This window comes from Streptomyces hydrogenans (assembly GCF_014656075.1).
In the GTDB taxonomy this organism is placed as follows: domain Bacteria; phylum Actinomycetota; class Actinomycetes; order Streptomycetales; family Streptomycetaceae; genus Streptomyces; species Streptomyces hydrogenans.
Genome location: NZ_BNBS01000029.1, coordinates 16984 through 34064 on the forward strand (window position 1 = coordinate 16984; position 17081 = coordinate 34064).

The following is a 17081-nucleotide window of genomic DNA, read 5'->3' on the forward strand; positions in this document are numbered from 1 at the left end:
TTAGGCTAACCGGGGATTCTCCAGACCATGGGCACATCGGCACCCACCCCCGCCCCTTTTGAGGAGAACCCCTATGCCCGCATCCACCCCTCGCCCCCACGTCATGGCCCTGCTGTTCGACACGGACTTCAACCGACCGTCGGGTACCCGCACCTTCCGCCACCTCGACGGACGCCCCTTCACCGACGAGGAACAGGCCCTCGCCGATGACGCCACCCTCGAAGAACTCCAGGCCGCCGGTGTCCACGTCCACAACCCCGAGGCCGGAGCGGAGGCGGAGGCAGCCTCGCTCGTACTGGCCGAGCTCCTGCTCAAGTACGCCGTCCAGCACCACAAAGCTCTCGCCGCCCTCATGACCGACGAGGACCTCATCGACTACGACCGGTTGGTCACTACCGTCGCTGCGGGCGCCGACGGCTTCCGCCCGCGCGAGGGCTGAGCACACAGGCAAGGCGCCCACGTAGTAACCAGCGGCCAGCGGCTGGGAGACTTCCCCGCCAGCGGACGCCACATCGATTCGCCGGTTCCTCCGGCGCACTCAATGACCTTCGTCAGAGGTGCAGGACCACATCGAGGTGTTGCTGCACCGGCTCGAACAACCCGTACGGCACGTACTTCGGAATCTCGCCGTGGGCGACCCAAGCAAGCTCGGCCAACTCCTCGGTGTCCGCGACGTGAGCAGCGCCGCCCACCACCTCGCAGGCTGTGTACGACATCAGCCGGCCCGTCTTCGGGTGAACCCGCTCACCGAGCAGCTTCACAACGACCACGTCCAGGCCGGTCTCCTCCTGGGTCTCCCGCACGGCGGCGTCCTCGCGAGACTCCCCCGGCTCGACCTTTCCGGCCGGGAACTGCCAGGAGAGCTCGCCCTCGCTTATCCGTCGCCGCACCATGAGCACGCGTCCTTCATGCACCACGATGGCTGTGGCTACGGGCCGCTGGCCGCCTTCCCTCATCTGCGTACCTCTTCCTCGATGGCACAAGCGATCTGCGGCCACGGAGCACGTAGGGCACCGACGAGTGACCAGTAGCCGTGTGCCTCGCGAACTAAGGCGCTGGCCCCGAGGCGTACCGCTTCGGGGTCGATCGTGCCTATGACCCTCCGGGTGACACCCCCGGCCCCGCGGGGCGCGGGGGTGATCCCGCTGCCGAGGAGGAGCGTCGCAGTACGGATGGCGTCCAGCGTGGCGGGTGGCGCCGTGCCGGCGAAGCCTCCGTAGATCAGCTCGTGCCAGCGTTGCTGGGTGCGTGCCCAGGCGAGGCGTTCCAGTCCGGTTCCCAGGTCTACGGCCATGCGGGTCGAGTCCTCGGCGTTCCACAGCAGGACGATGTCGCCGAGATCGAGCCCGAGGTGGCGGAAGTGCAGTGTGATGCCCTCCACCTCGCGCCGGCGCCAGGGGGTCAGGGTCCCGTGGACACTCAGGTGGCGGGCGTGGAAGCCGAGTTGGGAGAGGACGGAAAACCAGCCGTCGAGAATCGCGCCGTACGCGTCAAGTCCTCCTACGGGTTGGACGCGGGAGACGTTGACGAAGGAGGTCAGGAAGCCGTCGCAGAGGTCGCCGGCGGTATCGCGTTCACCGGTGAGGCGGACAACCGGTTGGGGGAGGAAGCCTCGGCGGTACGTCTGGGGTCTTCCATCCTTGAGGAGCGGGTCGAGGGCCTGGATCGCCGAGATGGTCAGTTCTGTGTCGCGCCCCCAGCGGAGCGGGAGACAGTCGTCGCGTGGAGCTCCGACGTGGGCGAAGGCGGTCTCCAGGCTGCGGAGGAGTTCTCTCCACGAGGGCGGCCGACGTGGCGGGCGGTACGGGGTGCCTCGCCGCTGGTGTCGGATGTCGACGTGAGGGCCGTCGATGGTGAACTCCCACTGCGAGTGGGATAACGACCTGCGGAGCACGGAGGGTATCCGCGAGGCCAGTGCGTCTCCGGTCGTACGAGCTGTGCCGGTCAGCACGACCGGGACGCCATCGCCAGGAAGTGCCGGGCGGGGTCGAAGCGGTGCTGGCCGATCTCCTGAACCTGCCGGTGGTCGAGGGTCTCCGCCTGCTCAATAGCGAGCGCGAGTCGCTGGGCCGCGGTCTCGTCGTCCTCGTCCGGGTCGACGACGGTGATGGCGCCCGTCTGGTCACACAGGGCCGCCTCGGCGCAAGTGCCCGTGCGCCAGGCAAGCGCAGCCATGGGGGTGCCGGCGCGGAGGGACTCGCCGAAGACGGCGGCGCCAGCTTCCACGTACGTGCGGGCGTAGGTATAGACGAATACGGAGGCGTCGCGGATGGCGGCCGTCTTGGCCGGCCCTCCGAGTTCGCCGATCCACTCGACGTGGTCCGCGTCGAAGAGACGGGCGTGGCTCTGGACGTAGTCGTGGTCGAATACCGGGCCGACGACGCGAATGCGGCGGCCGAGGATCTGGGCGGCGCGGACCGCCAGGTGAGGGGCCTTCTCTGCGTCGACGCGGCCAAGCCAGACGAGGTCGCGTCCGGCGGTCGCCGGCGGTTCCTCCTCGTCGAGGCCAAGGTGCACGGCCAGCTCGGGGATCGGCCGGTGGTCCGCGTACCGCTCGATCATCTCGGGCGAGTAGCAGTACAGCCGGGAACGCCTGCCGTCGAAGGCGGTGGTGGCGTGCTGGAAGACTGGGGAGTGCTGGAAGGTGGCGACGTCGCAGTCCAGCGCATTCCAGGTGCGGGTCCAGGCGGGCAGCGAGGGGTACTCGTGCCCGACGACCAGGAGGTCGTACTTGGTGTCGCGGACGTCGCGCTCGGCGAGCGATCCGGGGGTGATGTCCTCCAGGCGGACCGGCTTGCGGACCCAGTCGTTCTCCAGGTCCGCGAGCCAGCCCGGCCCGAGGAGGTGTACGTCGGCGCCTGCGGCCCGGGCGCCTACGGCGACCGCCCACAGCCATCGTTCGATCCCGCCGTAGCCGGCGGGCGGAAAGGCGTAGCTACCAGGGAAATCGCAGACGCCGACGAGCACGTTATGCCTCCGGTGTTCCGTCCGCCTTGATCCGGCGGAAGCCGAGGTACGGGAAGAGGGATTCGGGAAGGACGAGCGAGCCGTCCTCCTGCTGGCACTGTTCGAGGAGCGCGGCCAGCGTGCGGCCGACGGGCAGGCCGGAGCCGTTGAGGGTGGCGACGAGCTTGGGCTTGCCGTCTTCGCCTCGGGTCCGGATGTTCGCCCGGCGGGCCTGGAAGGTGCCGAAGTTGGAGACCGAGGAGATCTCGCGGTACGTGTTCTGGCTCGGAATCCAGACCTCGATGTCGTACGTGAGCTGGGCGGAGAAGCCGGTGTCACCGGCGGGCAGCTTGATGACCCGGTAGGCGAGGCCGAGTTCCTTGAGGCACGCCTCGGCGTGGCCGACCATCGTCTCCAGCTCGGCGTCCGCCGTCTTCGGGTCGACGATCTTGACCATCTCGACCTTGGCGAACTGGTGCTGGCGGATCAGACCGCGAGTGTCCCGCCCGTACGAGCCAGCCTCCGAGCGGAAGCACGGGGTGTGGGCGGTCATGGCCACCGGCAGCTCGGCCGGAGGGATGATCTCGTCGGCGTAGAGGTTGGTCAGCGGGACCTCGGCCGTCGGGATGAGAAAGAGCTCGCGGTCGGCGACGCCGGTCTTGAACAGGTCCTCCTCGAACTTCGGGAGCTGTCCGGTACCGGTCATGGTCTTGCGGGTGACCAGGTAGGGGACCGCGTACTCGGTGTACCCGTGGCGACGGGTGTGGATGTCGAGGAAGAGCGTGGCCAGTGCCCGCTCCAGGGCGGCGCCGGCGCCGCGCGAGACCGCGAAGCGCGGCCCGGACAGCTTGGTCGCCCTACCGAAGTCGAGGATGCCGGTGGCCTCGCCGAGATCGACGTGGTCCTTCGGCTCGAACGTGAACGTGGGCGGCGTGCCCACGCGCCGGATCTCGACGGCGAACTCCTCGGAGTCGCCGTCGGGGGCCGAGTCGTCCGGCAGGTTCGGGATGCTCAGGAGCAGGTCGCGCAGCTGGGCCTCGATCTCCTCCTGGCCAGCCTCGATGTCGCGGACCTGGTCCTTAATCTCGCGGGCGCGCTCCTTGAGCTTGCTGATGTCGCCGCCCTGCTTGGCCGTCTGCTGGACCTCGCTCGCCACTCGCTTGGACTCTGCCCGCAGTTCGTCGGCCGAGCGGATGTTCTGGTTCCGACGAGACTGGAGGGACTCCAGCTCGGACAGGTCCAGGGAGTAACCGCGACGAGCGAGCCGACGAACCGCGTCGGCACCCATGTCGATCAGGGCGCGGGCATCATGCATGGGGAAGATCCTTCTGATCCTGCGAGTGGGATGGGGATACGGAATCGACGGTAGCAACCGCCGAGCCGTCCCCGTTCCGGAATATCCCCCAGTCACCGATGCCGCCGGTGCGGTCCTGAACGCCAGTTTCAAGATCGTTCATCAGCGTTGCGATGAATTCCGGCAGCTCCATGTCCGGGATCGTGAAGGGCTCGACGTACGGCGCTTCCGGAAAGAACAGGGGCATGGCCTCGCCGGGAGCCCGGTCACGGTGCCACAGGAGCACCGAGACCAGCAGCCCGTGGGCTACCAGGACGCGTGGACCGGGGTGATCCAGGGCCGCGAGCACCCCGGTGAGCATCCTGCGGATGCCCTCACGCTGTGACTCGCTCCCGCCGGGCGGGCGCTCGTGGGTGCCGTGGCCGTCGAGCCAGACGGCGTACTCCAGGAACGGGCCTCCCTCGAATTCCCCGTAGTCGAGTTCGTTCAATCGAGGATCGGTGATCAGTTCGGGCCCGGGGACTCCCATCAGCAGATTGGCAGTCTGCTGGGCGCGGGGGAATTCGCTGGCCAGCCACGTTTTCACGCTGTGGAGGGGCACGCTGCTCCATCCCTTGTTCAGCGACCGGCGGCCCTCCTCGCTCAGGTGGATGGGCTTGGTCGGATCGCCGTTGACGAGGTAGCGCCGGCTGTAGTTGGTCTGTCCGTGGCGGAGAACGTACGTCGTCATGATCGGTTCCTTGAGGTCGGCGCCGACAGCCATGCGAGGACGTCAGCCATCCTCGGCGCGCGCGGATCACCGGTGTCGAGGTAGAAGAGCAGGCCGTCCAGGGCCAGGGCCCTGCACCATGGCGCCAGGACGGGCACCGGGATACGGGAGACCCGAGCCGCTGCGGCCAAGCAAGCGTCTGTGCTGTGTCCGAGGTCGTAGTACACGGTCCAGAAGGCCCAGTCGAAGGCCGCGTCGCCCACCATGGGGAGGGGATCGATCAGGCGGGGGTGGCCCAGCCAGTCGAAGAGCACGTTCTCGCGGTAGAGATCCGCGTGCAGGACGGTGGACCGAGCGGAGTCCTGCTCCAAGGCCACGAGGGACGGGAGGGCCGCGTCCACGTGCTCCTGCCACGGGCCGACGTCGACCGATTCCAGTCGGCGCCGCACCCGGGGGCGTACCTCCTGGTGGAGATACGCGGTCAGGGAAGGAAGCTCACGTAGCCGGCGCCGACGGCGACCGAAGGTGTGGAGGCCCTGGAGGGCGGCGGCCACGGTGGGAAGCTCGCGAGGCGGTCGCTCACCACCGCCGGGGCGGCCTCCGATCATCTCCAGGGCCGCCACGGCCAGGTCGTCTGCCGCCTCGACGACGCCCGCCGTCGGCCCGCCCGCCCATAGGCGTAAGGCGGTGACCTCATCGTAAAAGCGGGCGGGATCAACCCACGCCTTCAGAAGCAGCGGACGTCCGTCGAGGGTTCCGGCCGTCACGACCACTGAGGCGTGTCCGGCGTCGTGGTACGTCCCGAGTGTGAGCTTCCAGCGCTCCGCCGCGCGCTCCATCAGCCTGGGCACGGCGTCGAGCCAGCCGGCGACTCCCGGGCCGTAGTGCGTGACCAGCCGCCGGCGGCATTCCTCGGAGACCTCGCCGAGCGTCCGCTTCTCCATCAGCTCAGCACGATCCCGTCGGAGACCAGCTCGTCGGTCAGCGCCGGGAACTCGTCCAGGGCCTCCGCCACCAGTGCCTGCACCTTGTCCACCTCGACGTCCGGGGACGACAGACGGACGAGAACGCGCCACGGCTGGTCGAGTCGCTGCCCGGTCGTGCTCACCAGGTGAACCTCGGCGTGGCCATCCGTCGCCTCGTGAAGCCGCTCGGCGAGCCGGCGGGCGGCGATGTTGTAGAGCTTGCCCACGTGGTAGACGGGGTTCTTGCCGTTGGCACCCTCCAGGTTCATCGGCCGCAGGGGCGTGATGAGGCCGTTGACGCGGTTGCCGCGGCCCACGACGCCCTCGTCGCCCGACTCGATCGAGCTGCCGGTGTACGTGAGGTACAGCTCGTCCTTCTCCGGCACGTCGCGCGCGTTGAGCCGGAAGCGGGTCTCGGCTCCGGGCAGCCGGAGGCCGGCCAGCCGGTGGCACTCGGCCAGGACACTCTCGGTGTTCCGCACGTACTCCGCGCGGCTGGCGACGAGCCGCGACTTCTGCGGGACACAGAGGACGATGTCCGCCTGCTCACCGTCCCAGTAGCCCATGAGCTTCACGTCCGATCCGCACCACGCGTGCGAGAGGGTGAAGTCGCTCTCGCCGGAGAAGTGGTCGACCAGATCGCGCACGAACGACTCGAAGACGTTCTCCGGCGCCCAGCCCGTTCCCAACGACGTGTCGTTGGACAGTCGCACCCGCCGCTCCCGCAGGTCCTCGATCGACCGCGGGTTGAACCACCGCGTCCGGTCGGGCACCTCGTCGCCCGTGAGGACGGCGCCGGGGCTGGAGTTGCTGGTGATGTTGAAGGAGATGTCCAGGTGGTCCGAGACCTCGGGAAGCCGGCGGGCGAAGAACGCCCGCACCTCGGCCTCCACGATCTCCTCTACGGGGATCCGCTCGCCGCCGCACATGGGCGCGGCGCGGCCGTTGACGAGGACCCTGACTGGGGCGGTCATCCGGCCGGCGCCGTAGCGGACCTCGCTCGCGCCGCCGAGGAGGGCGAGCTTGTCGAAGTTGTGGTGCAGCACGGCGCCGAAGCGCTCGACGGTGTAGCGGCTGTACGCGCGGGACAGCCGCTCGGCGAGGTGGTCGGCCAGGGTGTCCGGGTGGCCGAGGCCCTTCCGCTCCACGATGGTCGTCGCGTCGGGCTTGGCCATGCCGGTGTCGATGACGAGGTGGCTGTGGTTGATGGTCGTGCTCGTACGGGGCATCACGAACTCCCGTTCACGGGGGACAGGGCAGAGACGAGCGCTACTGGTCTTGCGGAGGTGCCAACTATCCGGGCCCCACAGGTCCTATTCGAGGGCCCCGACAGGTCATCAAGAGGACTTCCACAGGGCTTTGTTGGCTTCTCATGGATGATTTCGCGCCGCGACAAGGACACCGCATGTCACTCTCAGACGAGAGTTCGTCCCGGAGGAGATTCATGTCCCGTCCCGCAGGCAACACCCGACTCAAGTCCGCTCGCCTGGCTGCCGGATACAACTCGCAACAGGCCCTGGCCGACGCCATCACCAAGACAGCACCCAAGCTGGGCATCAGGGGACTCGCCGTTGGCGTCCGCCAGATCCGGCGCTGGGAGTCCGCCACACCGCCCTGGCCACAGCCTGACGTCCACCGAGTCCTGACCCACCTCCTGGGTCAGAGCATGGAGGACTTGGGATTTACCCCGCCCTGGGGAACCGAGAGCCGCCCTGCCGGCTCGACGGTCCGCAGTACCCCTCGCACCCCCCTGACGGGTGCGCGGCTAGCCAGCGTCCCCGCGCAGGTGGGCGTCACAAGGCAGCCAGTCACGGTGGGCAAGGACTTCGAGGCCGTCACCCGTTCCCATCGGCACCTCTACTGGTCCGTGGCCCCGGCTGTACTTCACCCCGCGGTCCTGGAGCACGCCCGTCTGGGATGCGCTCTCCTGCCCGAGACGGCGAACCCTGCTCGCCAGACTCTCGCCGGCGCACTCGCCGAGTCCTATCTCCTGGCTGGCCGCATCGAGTTCTTCGACCTACGCCAGCCCGAGCAGTCCTCGGAAACCCTCTTGCGTGCCCTGCAGGCGGCAGGGGAAGCGGACGACCCTCTTCTCGGATCGGCCATCCTCGCGCACATGGCCTTCGCCCCCGGCTGGGCCGATGACCGTGAAACGGCGATCGAGCGCATGATGGCGGCTCGCACCTACGCTCGACGCGGAGAAGCCTCCGCGGAGCTCTGGGCGTGGCTGGACGCGGTCGAGGCGGAGTGCGAGACCCGATGCGGCGACCCTCGTGCGGCGCTCCGTCTGATCCATCACGCCGAGGACGTCCTTTCCTCGGGCTCGGAGCACCCCACTCCCGACTGGCTGGACTGGTTCAGCCGGGTGCGCCTGTCCGCGTTTAAGGGGAACACGCAGCTGAAGGCCGGCCACCTGCCGCAAGCCCGCCAGACCCTCCAGGAGGTTCTCGAAGACCTGCCGCCAGAGTCGGACAAGCAGCGCACGGTCGTCCTCGGTGATCTCGCCGCAGTCGAAGCCGCGGACAGCCACCCGGAGGCGGCATGCCAGTATGCCGTCCAAGCCCTCGACCAGCTCGCCATCACCTGGTACGCGACGGGCATGGAGAGGATCCGCGAAGTCCGACGCACGCTCGCCCCATGGCAGAACGAGCAGTGCGTCCGAGACCTCGACGATCGTCTCTACGACTGGGGCACGACTGTCAGCGCTCTCCAGCGTTGAACTTGGCGATCCTCTCGGGCAGCTCCGCGAGCGAGTCGATGCGCATCGTGGTGATCGAGTCCGCGTCCGGGTCACGCTGCTGAATCGTGCCCCACGGCCCACGCCGGATCAGAGCTGTCAGGAGCCCGGCCTGCACGGCCGGGCGAATGTCGTTGTCGAGCCGGTCGCCGACGTAAAGGATCTCGCCCGGCTCGGCAGGCGTCGCATCAATGACGTGCTCGAAGAACTTCACGTCCGGCTTCGACGCGCCCCAGTCGTCACTGGTGGCGATCAGGTCGGACGGAAGGTCCAGCCCGCGCAGCAGGCCACCGGCCCGCACGGTCTGGTTTCCTGCGATGCCCACCCACAGGCCGGCCTCACGCAGCGCGGCCAGCGTGGGGCGCACGTCGGAGTAGAGGTCGTCCTCGCCGAACCATTCCGGCTTCCCGGCCGCCGCGCGCTTCTCGCGTTCCTCGGTCAGGTCGAACCCCGGCTGGAACTCCTGGAAGGTCTCGCGGTAGTCGCGCCCCTGCGCGATGACCGCCCCGAACATCGCCGCGAACGTATGCCTCGGCACCCCCAGCCAGTCCGCCCAGGTCCCGTACTCCCGGGTCTCGTCGACAAGACACTCACCCACGTCGAACACCACCGCACGAATCATGCTCCGCAGGTTAGACGGTGCGACGCGGAGAGGACCCAGTCCCCGTCAGACTGCGGCTGAATCCCCACCCCTTCCCTGACCTGATCACGCGAGAGCGAGCATCTCTCAGGGCGGTGTCTGTCCCCTCTGGCAGAGTATTCGGATGCTGCCGCCACTGGGGGCCGCCGACATCACCCTGTCAGCGCCCGATGCCTTCGACATTCCCGTATTCATACGACGAAGCTCGCCTTTGGAGCCGGCGCCGCGTCCCAAGGCGCAGGCGCTGTCCCAAGCCGCCAAGGCATGGCCAGCTCCTGCGAGCGTGCCACCAGACGGCAATTACCTCGTGACCACTACGTGGCGCGACATCCTGGATGCCGCCACCACAGTTGGCAGGGATATCGCGCCGTGGGTCGCGGCCGTACCCCGGCTGGCTCGCCGCGAGATCGCTGCACGGCGATACCCGCTCGCGGCCTACCTGGTCCGAAGTGGAACTGCGGCGCACCAACACGGCTCGGGCCACGCTGTCGTGCCGAGTGTCGTGTACACACACGGGACGGAAAGCTCGACCCGCTCCGCCTTTGGCTATCACATCGGCATGACGATGGCGGAGTGGGCATGCAGGGGGCTTATGGGCCTCGGCCCGACAACCCACGCCGAGAGCGCCATACCCCCTGGCGCGCTGCCTGGCTGGCAACAACGCAAGAGCCTTCCAGACCTCTTCGGCACCCACACGTCGACGTCTGATCTCTGGTTGGTTGAAGCGAAGGGGGGCCGCGTTCTTGGTGTGAACAGCCGCCGGAAGGGCGCACGGCAGCTGGATGTGGGTTCTCTCGTGCCGGTGGCTCACCAGAAGGTTCTCTGCGGTACGAGCCTGCAACGGCGACTCTTCATGATGATCGATATCGAGAGCGGTCCGTCCTACTCGGAGAGCGCCGATTCCTCGGAGCAGGTGGACGACACGCTGGAGCACGACAACGACGCGCTGGTGGAGCTCGCGCGTGCTCGCATGCTGATGTACCTCGCCCTGGTGTCCATCGCTCCGGGCAGTCTGAAACTCACCGCCGTGGGCGGCCGACGGCCTGATAATCCTCGGCGACGAGCAGGGGGTCTTGTCCACCTCCTCGAGAGCGACGACGCGACAGCCGACCTGCGACGTCGACTCGACAGCAGAGCGACTGGACTCGACATCACGCAAGGGAACGGTGTCGACATGCTCGCTGGAAGGCTTCCGGGCACCGATCTGATGATCGGCATGTCCCGACGTCTCTTCGGGGCCTGCCGGGCGCTGGCGGAGATGGACAGGAGGATGGTCGCGGAAATCGAGGAATCCTCGGCCATGCCCACCGTGTACTCGTCACCGCAACGGCTCCCTGACATGCGCACGGGCTTTGCCGCAACGGCGCCCAGTGATGTGAGTGAGCGGCAGTACGAAAGGCACATGGCCGAGCGAGACGAGCGAGTACGCAGCTATCGAGAGCGACACCGAGACGCTTTCGGCCAGGCTGCTCGACGGGGATTCGATTCGGGCGATGCCAGCCCCTGGGAGGCGTTCACCCCTATCACACCGCGCCTCACGTCGCCGTCTGAGGACGGATTCCTTGAGGCTGCGACTGCAGATACCTATCTCGCCGTGGAGCAAGATTCGCTGGACCTGGACGTCGAGACGGCCTAGCCACCAGGAAACCCCAAGCCTCGGGCCCCAGCCTCAGCAGCACCAGGTCCGCCATCCTCGCGACGCCAGCTGTGGAGATGCCACTCAGCACCTGACACTCAGACAGGTGGGGGTCGGGAATGTCAGCGTTCCGCTTGTGAGCGCTCGGTGGGGCCGGTACGACGGTCACCATGTACCGATGGTCGCCGCTCAACGATCGACAGTTAGCCACGCTCACCCGGATCGAAGAAGGAACGGATCCCGTTACCTCCGCGAGCCCGGAACTTGCCGTCACCGCCCGCGCCCTCAAGAGCAGGGGCCTCATCACCATGCCCAAGCACAGTGGGAGGTGGCAGGCGGAGATCACCAATGACGGTCGCTTCTACCTGGAACACGGCCACCACCCGGACCGGCCCGAGCCAGCCCCGCGCAAGCAACGACCGGCAGCCGCCAAGCCGAAGCCGGAGGCCGCGACGCCTCCCCGTCAGCGGGTGGCACCCCCGCCTGAGACAAAGCCGGCGCCAGCGCTCCCTGCGAAGCCGCCACGCCGGTCACCGGCGGAAGTCGGCGCGGCCTTGATCGCGGAGGTGCAGAAGGCCGGCCGATTCCTTCGGATCCCCGATCCAAGTGCCGAAGAGCGGGCCCGCTATCGCCGGGCATTCGACGCCGCGCGGCAGTGTGCCCCGGACGGTTTCCACTTAAAGTACAGCGGGCGGGCAAAGGGAGACTTCTTCCTCGGACTACTCCGGGTGACGGGCGAGGACGACACCGAGTGGAACCGGATCCGCCTGGCGCGCAGCCGCGTGATCACCGACGTCGAGGACGTGATCGCAGCGGTCACCGCGGATCACAGCGCCTTCGAGATCTCGGACGAGGTCCTCCCACGGGTGCTTTCTCTCCTTCGGCTCCTCGCCGAGCAGGCCCTCGCGCGGCACGGCGATATCGCGGTGTCGAAGAAGCGTAGGCAGGTGCGGCCGCTGCTCACGGTCCACGGCAGGACGTACGAGATCAGCTTCAAGGAACGGCAGAAGCAGGTCCGGTACGTACCCACGCAGCCGGGCCGGCGGACGTACGAATGGCAGCGGGTCACCCCGGCCCACCGGCTCGAACCGTCCGGCGAGCTGGAGCTGCAGGTGGCCCAGCAATCGGGGTACAGCTACGGCTACCGCTACGGCTGGACGAAGGAATGGTCCGACACCGCCAAGAAGCCGTTGGAGGACCAGATCGACGCCGTCCTCCGAGCGCTGAAGGCCCGCGCGGAGGATGAGGAGCAGGCCCGGCTGGCGCGGGAGGCGGAACAGCAGCGTCAGCGTGAGGATCGGGAGCGACAGGAGAAGGAACGCCGCCTGCGAGAGGCCCAGGAAGAAGAGGAGCACCGCCGGCGGAAGGCGGAGAAGAAGGAGCGCACGCGGCGGGAGTGGGAAGCGGCGATCAGCGTCGCGACGATCAAGGCGGTGGACGCCGTACGGGTCGACCTGTTCGGCACCGCCCTGGCGCAGTGGCGGGCCGCAGGGGAGATGCGGGCCTTCTGCGCCGCGCTCGACGAGGCCGCCTCCGTCTCGGACGACGCCCACGAAGCCGAGCGGCTTCGCGAGTGGTCAGCGTGGGGGAAGGCGGAGGCTGACCGGCTCGACCCGACCGTGGCCGGCAGGAGCCTGACCGGCCACAGCCTCCACGCGGAACCCACGGCCGACCAGCTAAGGCCCTTCCTCGACGGCTGGCACCCGCAGCGGCCAGAGAAAGAGAAGCCTCCGAAGCAGGAAGAACCCAAGGCGGAGGCCGAACCGCCCAAGCCGGAGCCGGAGCGGTGGCGCGGCTTCACCGACGAACGTCTGGGCCAAGGCTGGAGATATGGACCCCAAGGTCGCGCTCAATGGTGGAGGCGATGACGCCGTGCCCGCGGTCACGTAGGGCCTTCACCGACTTCTCCACGAGCTTCCCGAGCCGGACGACCTCCTCGCGCAGGGCGACCAGCTCGTCGTAACGCTCGGCCTTGTCCTGACCACACCACTCCCGGACGGTCCGCAGGACGGCCGCTTCCGCGTCCAGCTTGCGGTCGTCCCGGCGGCTGTAGGAGTACCAGGAGGACTGCGTGCGCTCCTGATCGATGGCCTGCTGTCTGCGGTCCACCTCCGGAAGGATGTCCTCGGCAAGACGGCCGGCCACGAGGCGCGCGATGCGCTCGGTGACCGGCCACCCTGCCAGACACGTGCCGTGGCGGTTCTCGCAGACCATCGGATCGCCTCGCAGCTCCGCGGGATCCATGCCGACAAGGGGAGCGCTGCCGTCGAGACTGCCCATCTCCAGGATCCCTGCGTCCGCGACACTGCGCCGCAGCCGCAGCTTGCTTTTCGGGCGGACGAACCCGAGGATCAACCGTGCAGCCTCGAAGTCGGCACTCCCCCGCACATGCCGTGACGCCTCGGCCAGAGCGAGCTCGCTCGCGTCGTCCGCACGGAACGCCTCCGCGTCCTCCCAGCGCGCCACAAGGGACGTCGCGTCGACCCACTCCTGCAGCCCGGCGTCGTCACCGTCGAGGAACCGCACGTGAAGCCAATCAGCCCGGCCACGACCGCCTACCCGTACGACCTCGACCCGACGAACCGGGCCGCCCAACTCCTTCGGCCTCGCTCGGTAGGCCCAGTACTCACCCATCTCCATGGGTTCATTGAGCCAGCTCTGGTGGTCCCATCGCCGACTTTCGCCAAAGCCGCCTCTCGCCCCCATGCCAGAGGCCAAGTGCGGGCAACTCAAGCGCAGATCAGCTTGGAGGCTGCAGGGCTGCCTCGGGGCTACGGGCGGCCCACGCGGCCCAACCTCCCGGATATGAAATCCGCTGCGGTGTAGTCACTTCCTCGCTCAGCGGCCTGGATGGCACCGGCAAATGAGACCGCCTCCGCAACGGAGAGGCAATCCTTACGGACCATCTGCGAGAGCAGCTTATGGACGCTGAAGGGGGTCAGGTTGTGGTGGATCGACTCGATGCGCGCGTTGTAGTCCTCGCAGAGTAGGTGCGGATCCACCTCGACCAACCGCTCGGCCATGGCCATGATCACTGACTCGGCCCAATGCTCCCCCGGGTGCTTCAGGACCCGTCCGCTACGCAGGACATCCTGAATCTCCGCAACGCGCTTCGGGTCGACAAAAGTGCTCGTGTCCACTGGCTCTCCTAGCCAACCGAGTTGCCCCAGGGCCGCTGCGGCCAGAGTCTTCTCGGCCGGGCGGCCTTGACTTGCCAGGCGTTCCAGTTCATCGGAGACAACGTCTAGCACGACGTGACGCTGCGTACCGACTTCACGCTGAATGGCCGCTCGCAACCCGTCATCCGTCGCAAGACTCAGCACGGAGGACGTGTCGACGAACCAAAGTTGTGGCTTAGCAGGCGCGGGAACAGTCACCGCGCCGCTCCCACTCAGGCGAACACCTCAGAGTCCGCTTCCATCACCGCGTCCCACAGTGCATCGTCGTCTTCGCGTTGAAGCAGCGTCGCGACCACCCCCAAGCCCACCTGCTCCCCGCGGGCGGCTGCCACTGCAGCGCCAAGAAGGCGCTCAGGTGCCCGGACAACATGCTGCGGAGTGACGCCAGCTCCCGTGGGAGCGACCGAGGCATGGCGAGCAACGAGATCGCTAACCCGCTGACTACGTAGTTGCTGGCCCTGCTCGAAGGTGATCAATCCCATGACACACAGCTGGTAGACCATTGCGGCCAAGGAGACACCAAACTGCTCCATCAGCGCCACCAGACTGCGTTCAGTGACTCGGCCTGCGCTGAGCCACCGAAGGGTCTCACGAATACCTTCCTCGGGCATCAGCAGATGTCCTGCGAAGGCATTGACACGCCGCTCCTGCTGGTCATCGGCGAACATGTCCCGCTCGCCCTCGTCGATGATGTCCCTGGGGTCACCAAAGAGGTGATGCCCGAGCTCGTGCGCGAGCGTGAACCGAACGTGCCCTTGAGAGAAATTGGTGCTCGCCACGATCAAGGCCACGTTGTCTCCGTGAACGCAGAGTCCGTCCGCCTCAGTCCCCAGAGGGGACAGCGCTACGTCGACCCCGAAGTGGCGCTCAATAAGCCCAGGCAAGTCGCCCAGCTCATGAGACCCAAGCCCCAGTGCACTGCGTGTGCGTTCAGCCAGCCGCTTGCCTTGGCGTTGCGCCTCGGACCTATTGCGCGGTCGCTCACCCATCTCACTTCGTGCAAACGCAAGCACCTGCTGACCCAAGGGGCTGGCCGACGCGGGCCACGGCTTCGCCCGCTGGGCCAGGATGTCCTCGACTTCCAATAGCTCCAGAGCACGCCGCTTCGCACTGCTGTCCTCATGCGCGCCCGTGTTGCCGGCCAGCCTGTGAGCCATCGCCAGGGTCGGTCGGGACGCTTGGCCCAGCAGATAGGCGACGGTCACTCCCAGTGCCTCAGCGAACCTAGGCAGCTCTCGGACGCTTACCTTGCGCCGACCGTTCTCGATCTTCGAGATCTGATCCTTGCCGAGCCCTACGAGCTCACCCAAGGCTTCTCCAGTCAGCGCCCGACGCAAGCGAGCCTGTCCGACCCTCTGCCCGATCTCGGCTGCCACAGCAGCACTGGGCGGCGGTACCACTGGCGCCAGTGAGCCGAGCGCTTCCAGTCCTGTCAGTCCGTTTCCCATGAGCGCCTCCCCGCGCGGCAATCTCTCCTGGTCAAGTGTCGCAACCGCTCCCCATGATCGCAACTATCCCTACCATGCAGTTGCGCACTCGCGGTCGGCGCGTACCTCCAAGCGGGTCGCACAGAGTCGAGCGCCCGAGGGGCATCAAATTCCACCGATGGCCTCGGCGCAGTCGGCCCAGCCAGGGGTCACCACCCCCCCCTAGCCGGTGCGCCCGCCTGGGAGACGGTGGTCTCAGTTGTGGTCTCATTCACCCCCGTCCGACCACGTCCGGCCAGGGTCATCCCGAGCGATCCGCCGCAGGTCAGGACGGGTACGGCCCCCGCCGGACCCCCGTACGAACATTTGGAAAGCGTGTTGGGGGCAACCCCTCACGAGTTCGAATCTCGTATCCTCCGCCAGCGCCCAGCAGGGCGTACGAAGGTCCCGACCGCATAGCGGCCGGGACCTTCGTCGTTCCTCCCCCAGACAGGGCCGTCGGCTCAGCCGCCGATGATGCCGCCCGTGACGTCCACGCCGCCGGTGGTCGGCGCGCGCCCCGTCAGGGCGACCTGAAGATCGGGGGTGCGGGACAGCGCCCTCCGCCTCCCGCCTCCTTCGTCTTCCCCGTGACCGGACCAGGGTCCGAGCAATCGGGAAGCCCGTTCTCCCGGAGACAGGCGCCGAGCTTCCGGGCCTCGGTCAGGAGCTCGGCCGGAGTCTCAGAAGGCGGACTCTCAGGAGGAGTTGAGGTGACGGGGCCCTACACCGCACCCGCGCCGGTCGGTATCACGGCCTTGCCACCTCCCGCCTCCCCGACGAGAGCGGCCACACCCCCTGGTCACTTCCCAGGGGCATATCACCCCTTCGGGTCCCACTCCTCCTCTCGCTCACGCACACCCGCCCTGACCTGCACGTTCACTTCGTACTGCGGGTGCAGACCAGGGCCCGCCGGGGTACCGAAGAGCTTCTTTTTCGACCTTCCGTTCACCGGATCGGGGGCTGATCGGAGGGGATTTACGTTCCTGCTCGGATCTGTCCGTAGCGGAGCCGATACTTTCTGTGACGGCCAGTCGGCTCTTTAGCGAACAGGAGCAATTCATGGGGAAGTTGCGGAAGTCGATGACCGCGGCGATCGTCGCGGGGCTGTTCTTCGGTGGGGCGGGGGTCGCGGTCGCGGACTCCTGGCACGAGTTGAACCTCACCACCTCGGGCGCCAGCTTCAAGGGCGCGTGGGCGTGGCAGTCCAAGAAGGTCGTCCCGAGCGGGCTGCACGTGAAGGGCGTCCTCAAGGACGAGAAGGCCAACGACGGGCACAACGTGTATCTCCGCCTGAGGGTCTATTCCTACCCGTGGGGCGAGATCAGGGGGGTCCAGCGGAAGTCCGTCAAGGTGGACAAGGTGCTCTCCGACGGCGCGGTCCTCGTCACGAAAGAGGTCCGCATGCATCTCTGCCGGGACCGCGGCTCCCTGAGGCCGGACAACTGCACGCCGCTCCGGTTGTACAAGCGGAAGTAGTCGACAGTCACGGGAGCCGCCTTCGGGCGG

The 17081-nt window shown here is 67.7% G+C and carries 17 protein-coding genes; 6 read left to right on the forward strand and 11 right to left on the reverse strand.

What is annotated here, in order from left to right; all coding sequences use genetic code 11:
• The first annotated feature begins 73 nt into the window (after nt 1-73).
• On the forward strand, nt 74-439 hold the full coding sequence (locus IE321_RS14915) for a hypothetical protein (protein ID WP_190223248.1): 366 nt from the start codon (nt 74-76) through the stop codon (nt 437-439).
• Nucleotides 440-551: 112 nt separating this feature from the next.
• Here the strand turns inward: IE321_RS14915 and IE321_RS14920 are convergent, their stop codons facing one another.
• Nucleotides 552-956 carry an NUDIX hydrolase gene (locus IE321_RS14920; RefSeq protein ID WP_190223249.1) on the reverse strand — a complete coding sequence of 135 codons (405 nt, stop codon included), beginning with the start codon at nt 954-956 and terminating at the stop codon, nt 552-554.
• On the reverse strand, nt 953-1381 hold the full coding sequence (locus IE321_RS41960; RefSeq protein ID WP_226652057.1) for a hypothetical protein: 429 nt from the start codon (nt 1379-1381) through the stop codon (nt 953-955). The genes IE321_RS14920 and IE321_RS41960 overlap by 4 nt, the downstream gene beginning before the upstream one ends.
• A gap of 51 nt (nt 1382-1432) precedes the next feature.
• Between IE321_RS41960 and IE321_RS41965 the strand changes: the two genes are divergently transcribed.
• Nucleotides 1433-1879, forward strand: coding sequence for a hypothetical protein (locus IE321_RS41965; protein ID WP_226652058.1), 447 nt, complete (start codon nt 1433-1435; stop codon nt 1877-1879).
• 65 nt (nt 1880-1944) lie between these two features.
• Here the strand turns inward: IE321_RS41965 and IE321_RS14930 are convergent, their stop codons facing one another.
• The 5 genes from IE321_RS14930 to IE321_RS14950 are packed head-to-tail and all read right to left on the reverse strand — an operon-like array spanning nt 1945 to nt 7143.
• Nucleotides 1945-2967, reverse strand: a complete 1023-nt coding sequence (locus IE321_RS14930; RefSeq protein ID WP_190223251.1) for a glycosyltransferase — start codon at nt 2965-2967, stop codon at nt 1945-1947.
• 1 nt (nt 2968) lies between these two features.
• Nucleotides 2969-4261 (reverse strand): serine--tRNA ligase, encoded by a 1293-nt coding sequence (gene serS, locus IE321_RS14935; RefSeq protein ID WP_190223252.1) that lies wholly within the window; start codon nt 4259-4261, stop codon nt 2969-2971.
• Complete coding sequence (locus IE321_RS14940) at nt 4254-4970, reverse strand: histidine phosphatase family protein (protein WP_190223253.1); 717 nt, start codon at nt 4968-4970, stop codon at nt 4254-4256. Before IE321_RS14940 ends, serS begins: the two co-directional genes overlap by 8 nt.
• Nucleotides 4967-5893 carry an aminoglycoside phosphotransferase family protein gene (locus IE321_RS14945; RefSeq protein WP_190223254.1) on the reverse strand — a complete coding sequence of 309 codons (927 nt, stop codon included), beginning with the start codon at nt 5891-5893 and terminating at the stop codon, nt 4967-4969. The genes IE321_RS14940 and IE321_RS14945 overlap by 4 nt, the downstream gene beginning before the upstream one ends.
• Nucleotides 5893-7143, reverse strand: a complete 1251-nt coding sequence (locus IE321_RS14950; protein WP_190223255.1) for a methionine adenosyltransferase — start codon at nt 7141-7143, stop codon at nt 5893-5895. Before IE321_RS14950 ends, IE321_RS14945 begins: the two co-directional genes overlap by 1 nt.
• A 215-nt stretch (nt 7144-7358) precedes the next feature.
• Here IE321_RS14950 and IE321_RS14955 point away from each other — a divergent pair, with 215 nt between their 5' ends.
• Complete coding sequence (locus IE321_RS14955) at nt 7359-8633, forward strand: NsdA family TPR-like regulatory protein (RefSeq protein ID WP_190223256.1); 1275 nt, start codon at nt 7359-7361, stop codon at nt 8631-8633.
• Here the strand turns inward: IE321_RS14955 and IE321_RS14960 are convergent.
• Nucleotides 8614-9273: an HAD family hydrolase gene (locus tag IE321_RS14960; protein WP_190223257.1), complete on the reverse strand. Its 660-nt coding sequence runs from the start codon at nt 9271-9273 to the stop codon at nt 8614-8616. The two genes, IE321_RS14955 and IE321_RS14960, sit on opposite strands and share 20 nt — an antisense overlap.
• A 142-nt stretch (nt 9274-9415) precedes the next feature.
• Between IE321_RS14960 and IE321_RS14965 the strand changes: the two genes are divergently transcribed.
• Complete coding sequence (locus tag IE321_RS14965) at nt 9416-10927, forward strand: hypothetical protein (RefSeq protein WP_190223258.1); 1512 nt, start codon at nt 9416-9418, stop codon at nt 10925-10927.
• A gap of 170 nt (nt 10928-11097) precedes the next feature.
• Entirely contained in the window at nt 11098-12795 is a 1698-nt protein-coding gene (locus tag IE321_RS14970; RefSeq protein ID WP_190223259.1) for a PE-PGRS family protein, read from the forward strand.
• Here the strand turns inward: IE321_RS14970 and IE321_RS14975 are convergent.
• From IE321_RS14975 to IE321_RS14985, 3 genes are all read right to left on the reverse strand, one after another.
• Nucleotides 12725-13567 (reverse strand): PE-PGRS family protein, encoded by an 843-nt coding sequence (locus tag IE321_RS14975; protein WP_190223260.1) that lies wholly within the window; start codon nt 13565-13567, stop codon nt 12725-12727. The genes IE321_RS14970 and IE321_RS14975 overlap by 71 nt on opposite strands.
• Before the next feature lie 131 nt (nt 13568-13698).
• Nucleotides 13699-14304 (reverse strand): hypothetical protein, encoded by a 606-nt coding sequence (locus tag IE321_RS14980; RefSeq protein ID WP_190223261.1) that lies wholly within the window; start codon nt 14302-14304, stop codon nt 13699-13701.
• A 14-nt stretch (nt 14305-14318) separates the two neighbouring features.
• Nucleotides 14319-15554 (reverse strand): helix-turn-helix domain-containing protein, encoded by a 1236-nt coding sequence (locus IE321_RS14985; RefSeq protein ID WP_190223262.1) that lies wholly within the window; start codon nt 15552-15554, stop codon nt 14319-14321.
• Between the two features lie 1080 nt (nt 15555-16634).
• Here IE321_RS14985 and IE321_RS14990 point away from each other — a divergent pair.
• Nucleotides 16635-17051 carry a protein kinase family protein gene (locus tag IE321_RS14990; protein WP_226652059.1) on the forward strand — a complete coding sequence of 139 codons (417 nt, stop codon included), beginning with the start codon at nt 16635-16637 and terminating at the stop codon, nt 17049-17051.
• Nucleotides 17052-17081: the final 30 nt, after the last annotated feature.

Coding starts and splice junctions, on each gene's coding strand:
- IE321_RS14915 (WP_190223248.1), top strand. CDS start 74: ATGCCCGCATCCACCCCTCGCCCCCACGTCATGGCCCTGCTGTTCGAC.
- IE321_RS14920 (WP_190223249.1), bottom strand. CDS start 956: ATGAGGGAAGGCGGCCAGCGGCCCGTAGCCACAGCCATCGTGGTGCAT.
- serS (WP_190223252.1), bottom strand. CDS start 4,261: ATGCATGATGCCCGCGCCCTGATCGACATGGGTGCCGACGCGGTTCGT.
- IE321_RS14940 (WP_190223253.1), bottom strand. CDS start 4,970: ATGACGACGTACGTTCTCCGCCACGGACAGACCAACTACAGCCGGCGC.
- IE321_RS14945 (WP_190223254.1), bottom strand. CDS start 5,893: ATGGAGAAGCGGACGCTCGGCGAGGTCTCCGAGGAATGCCGCCGGCGG.
- IE321_RS14950 (WP_190223255.1), bottom strand. CDS start 7,143: ATGCCCCGTACGAGCACGACCATCAACCACAGCCACCTCGTCATCGAC.
- IE321_RS14955 (WP_190223256.1), top strand. CDS start 7,359: ATGTCCCGTCCCGCAGGCAACACCCGACTCAAGTCCGCTCGCCTGGCT.
- IE321_RS14960 (WP_190223257.1), bottom strand. CDS start 9,273: ATGATTCGTGCGGTGGTGTTCGACGTGGGTGAGTGTCTTGTCGACGAG.
- IE321_RS14965 (WP_190223258.1), top strand. CDS start 9,416: ATGCTGCCGCCACTGGGGGCCGCCGACATCACCCTGTCAGCGCCCGAT.
- IE321_RS14970 (WP_190223259.1), top strand. CDS start 11,098: ATGTACCGATGGTCGCCGCTCAACGATCGACAGTTAGCCACGCTCACC.
- IE321_RS14975 (WP_190223260.1), bottom strand. CDS start 13,567: ATGGAGATGGGTGAGTACTGGGCCTACCGAGCGAGGCCGAAGGAGTTG.
- IE321_RS14985 (WP_190223262.1), bottom strand. CDS start 15,554: ATGGGAAACGGACTGACAGGACTGGAAGCGCTCGGCTCACTGGCGCCA.
- IE321_RS14990 (WP_226652059.1), top strand. CDS start 16,635: ATGGGGAAGTTGCGGAAGTCGATGACCGCGGCGATCGTCGCGGGGCTG.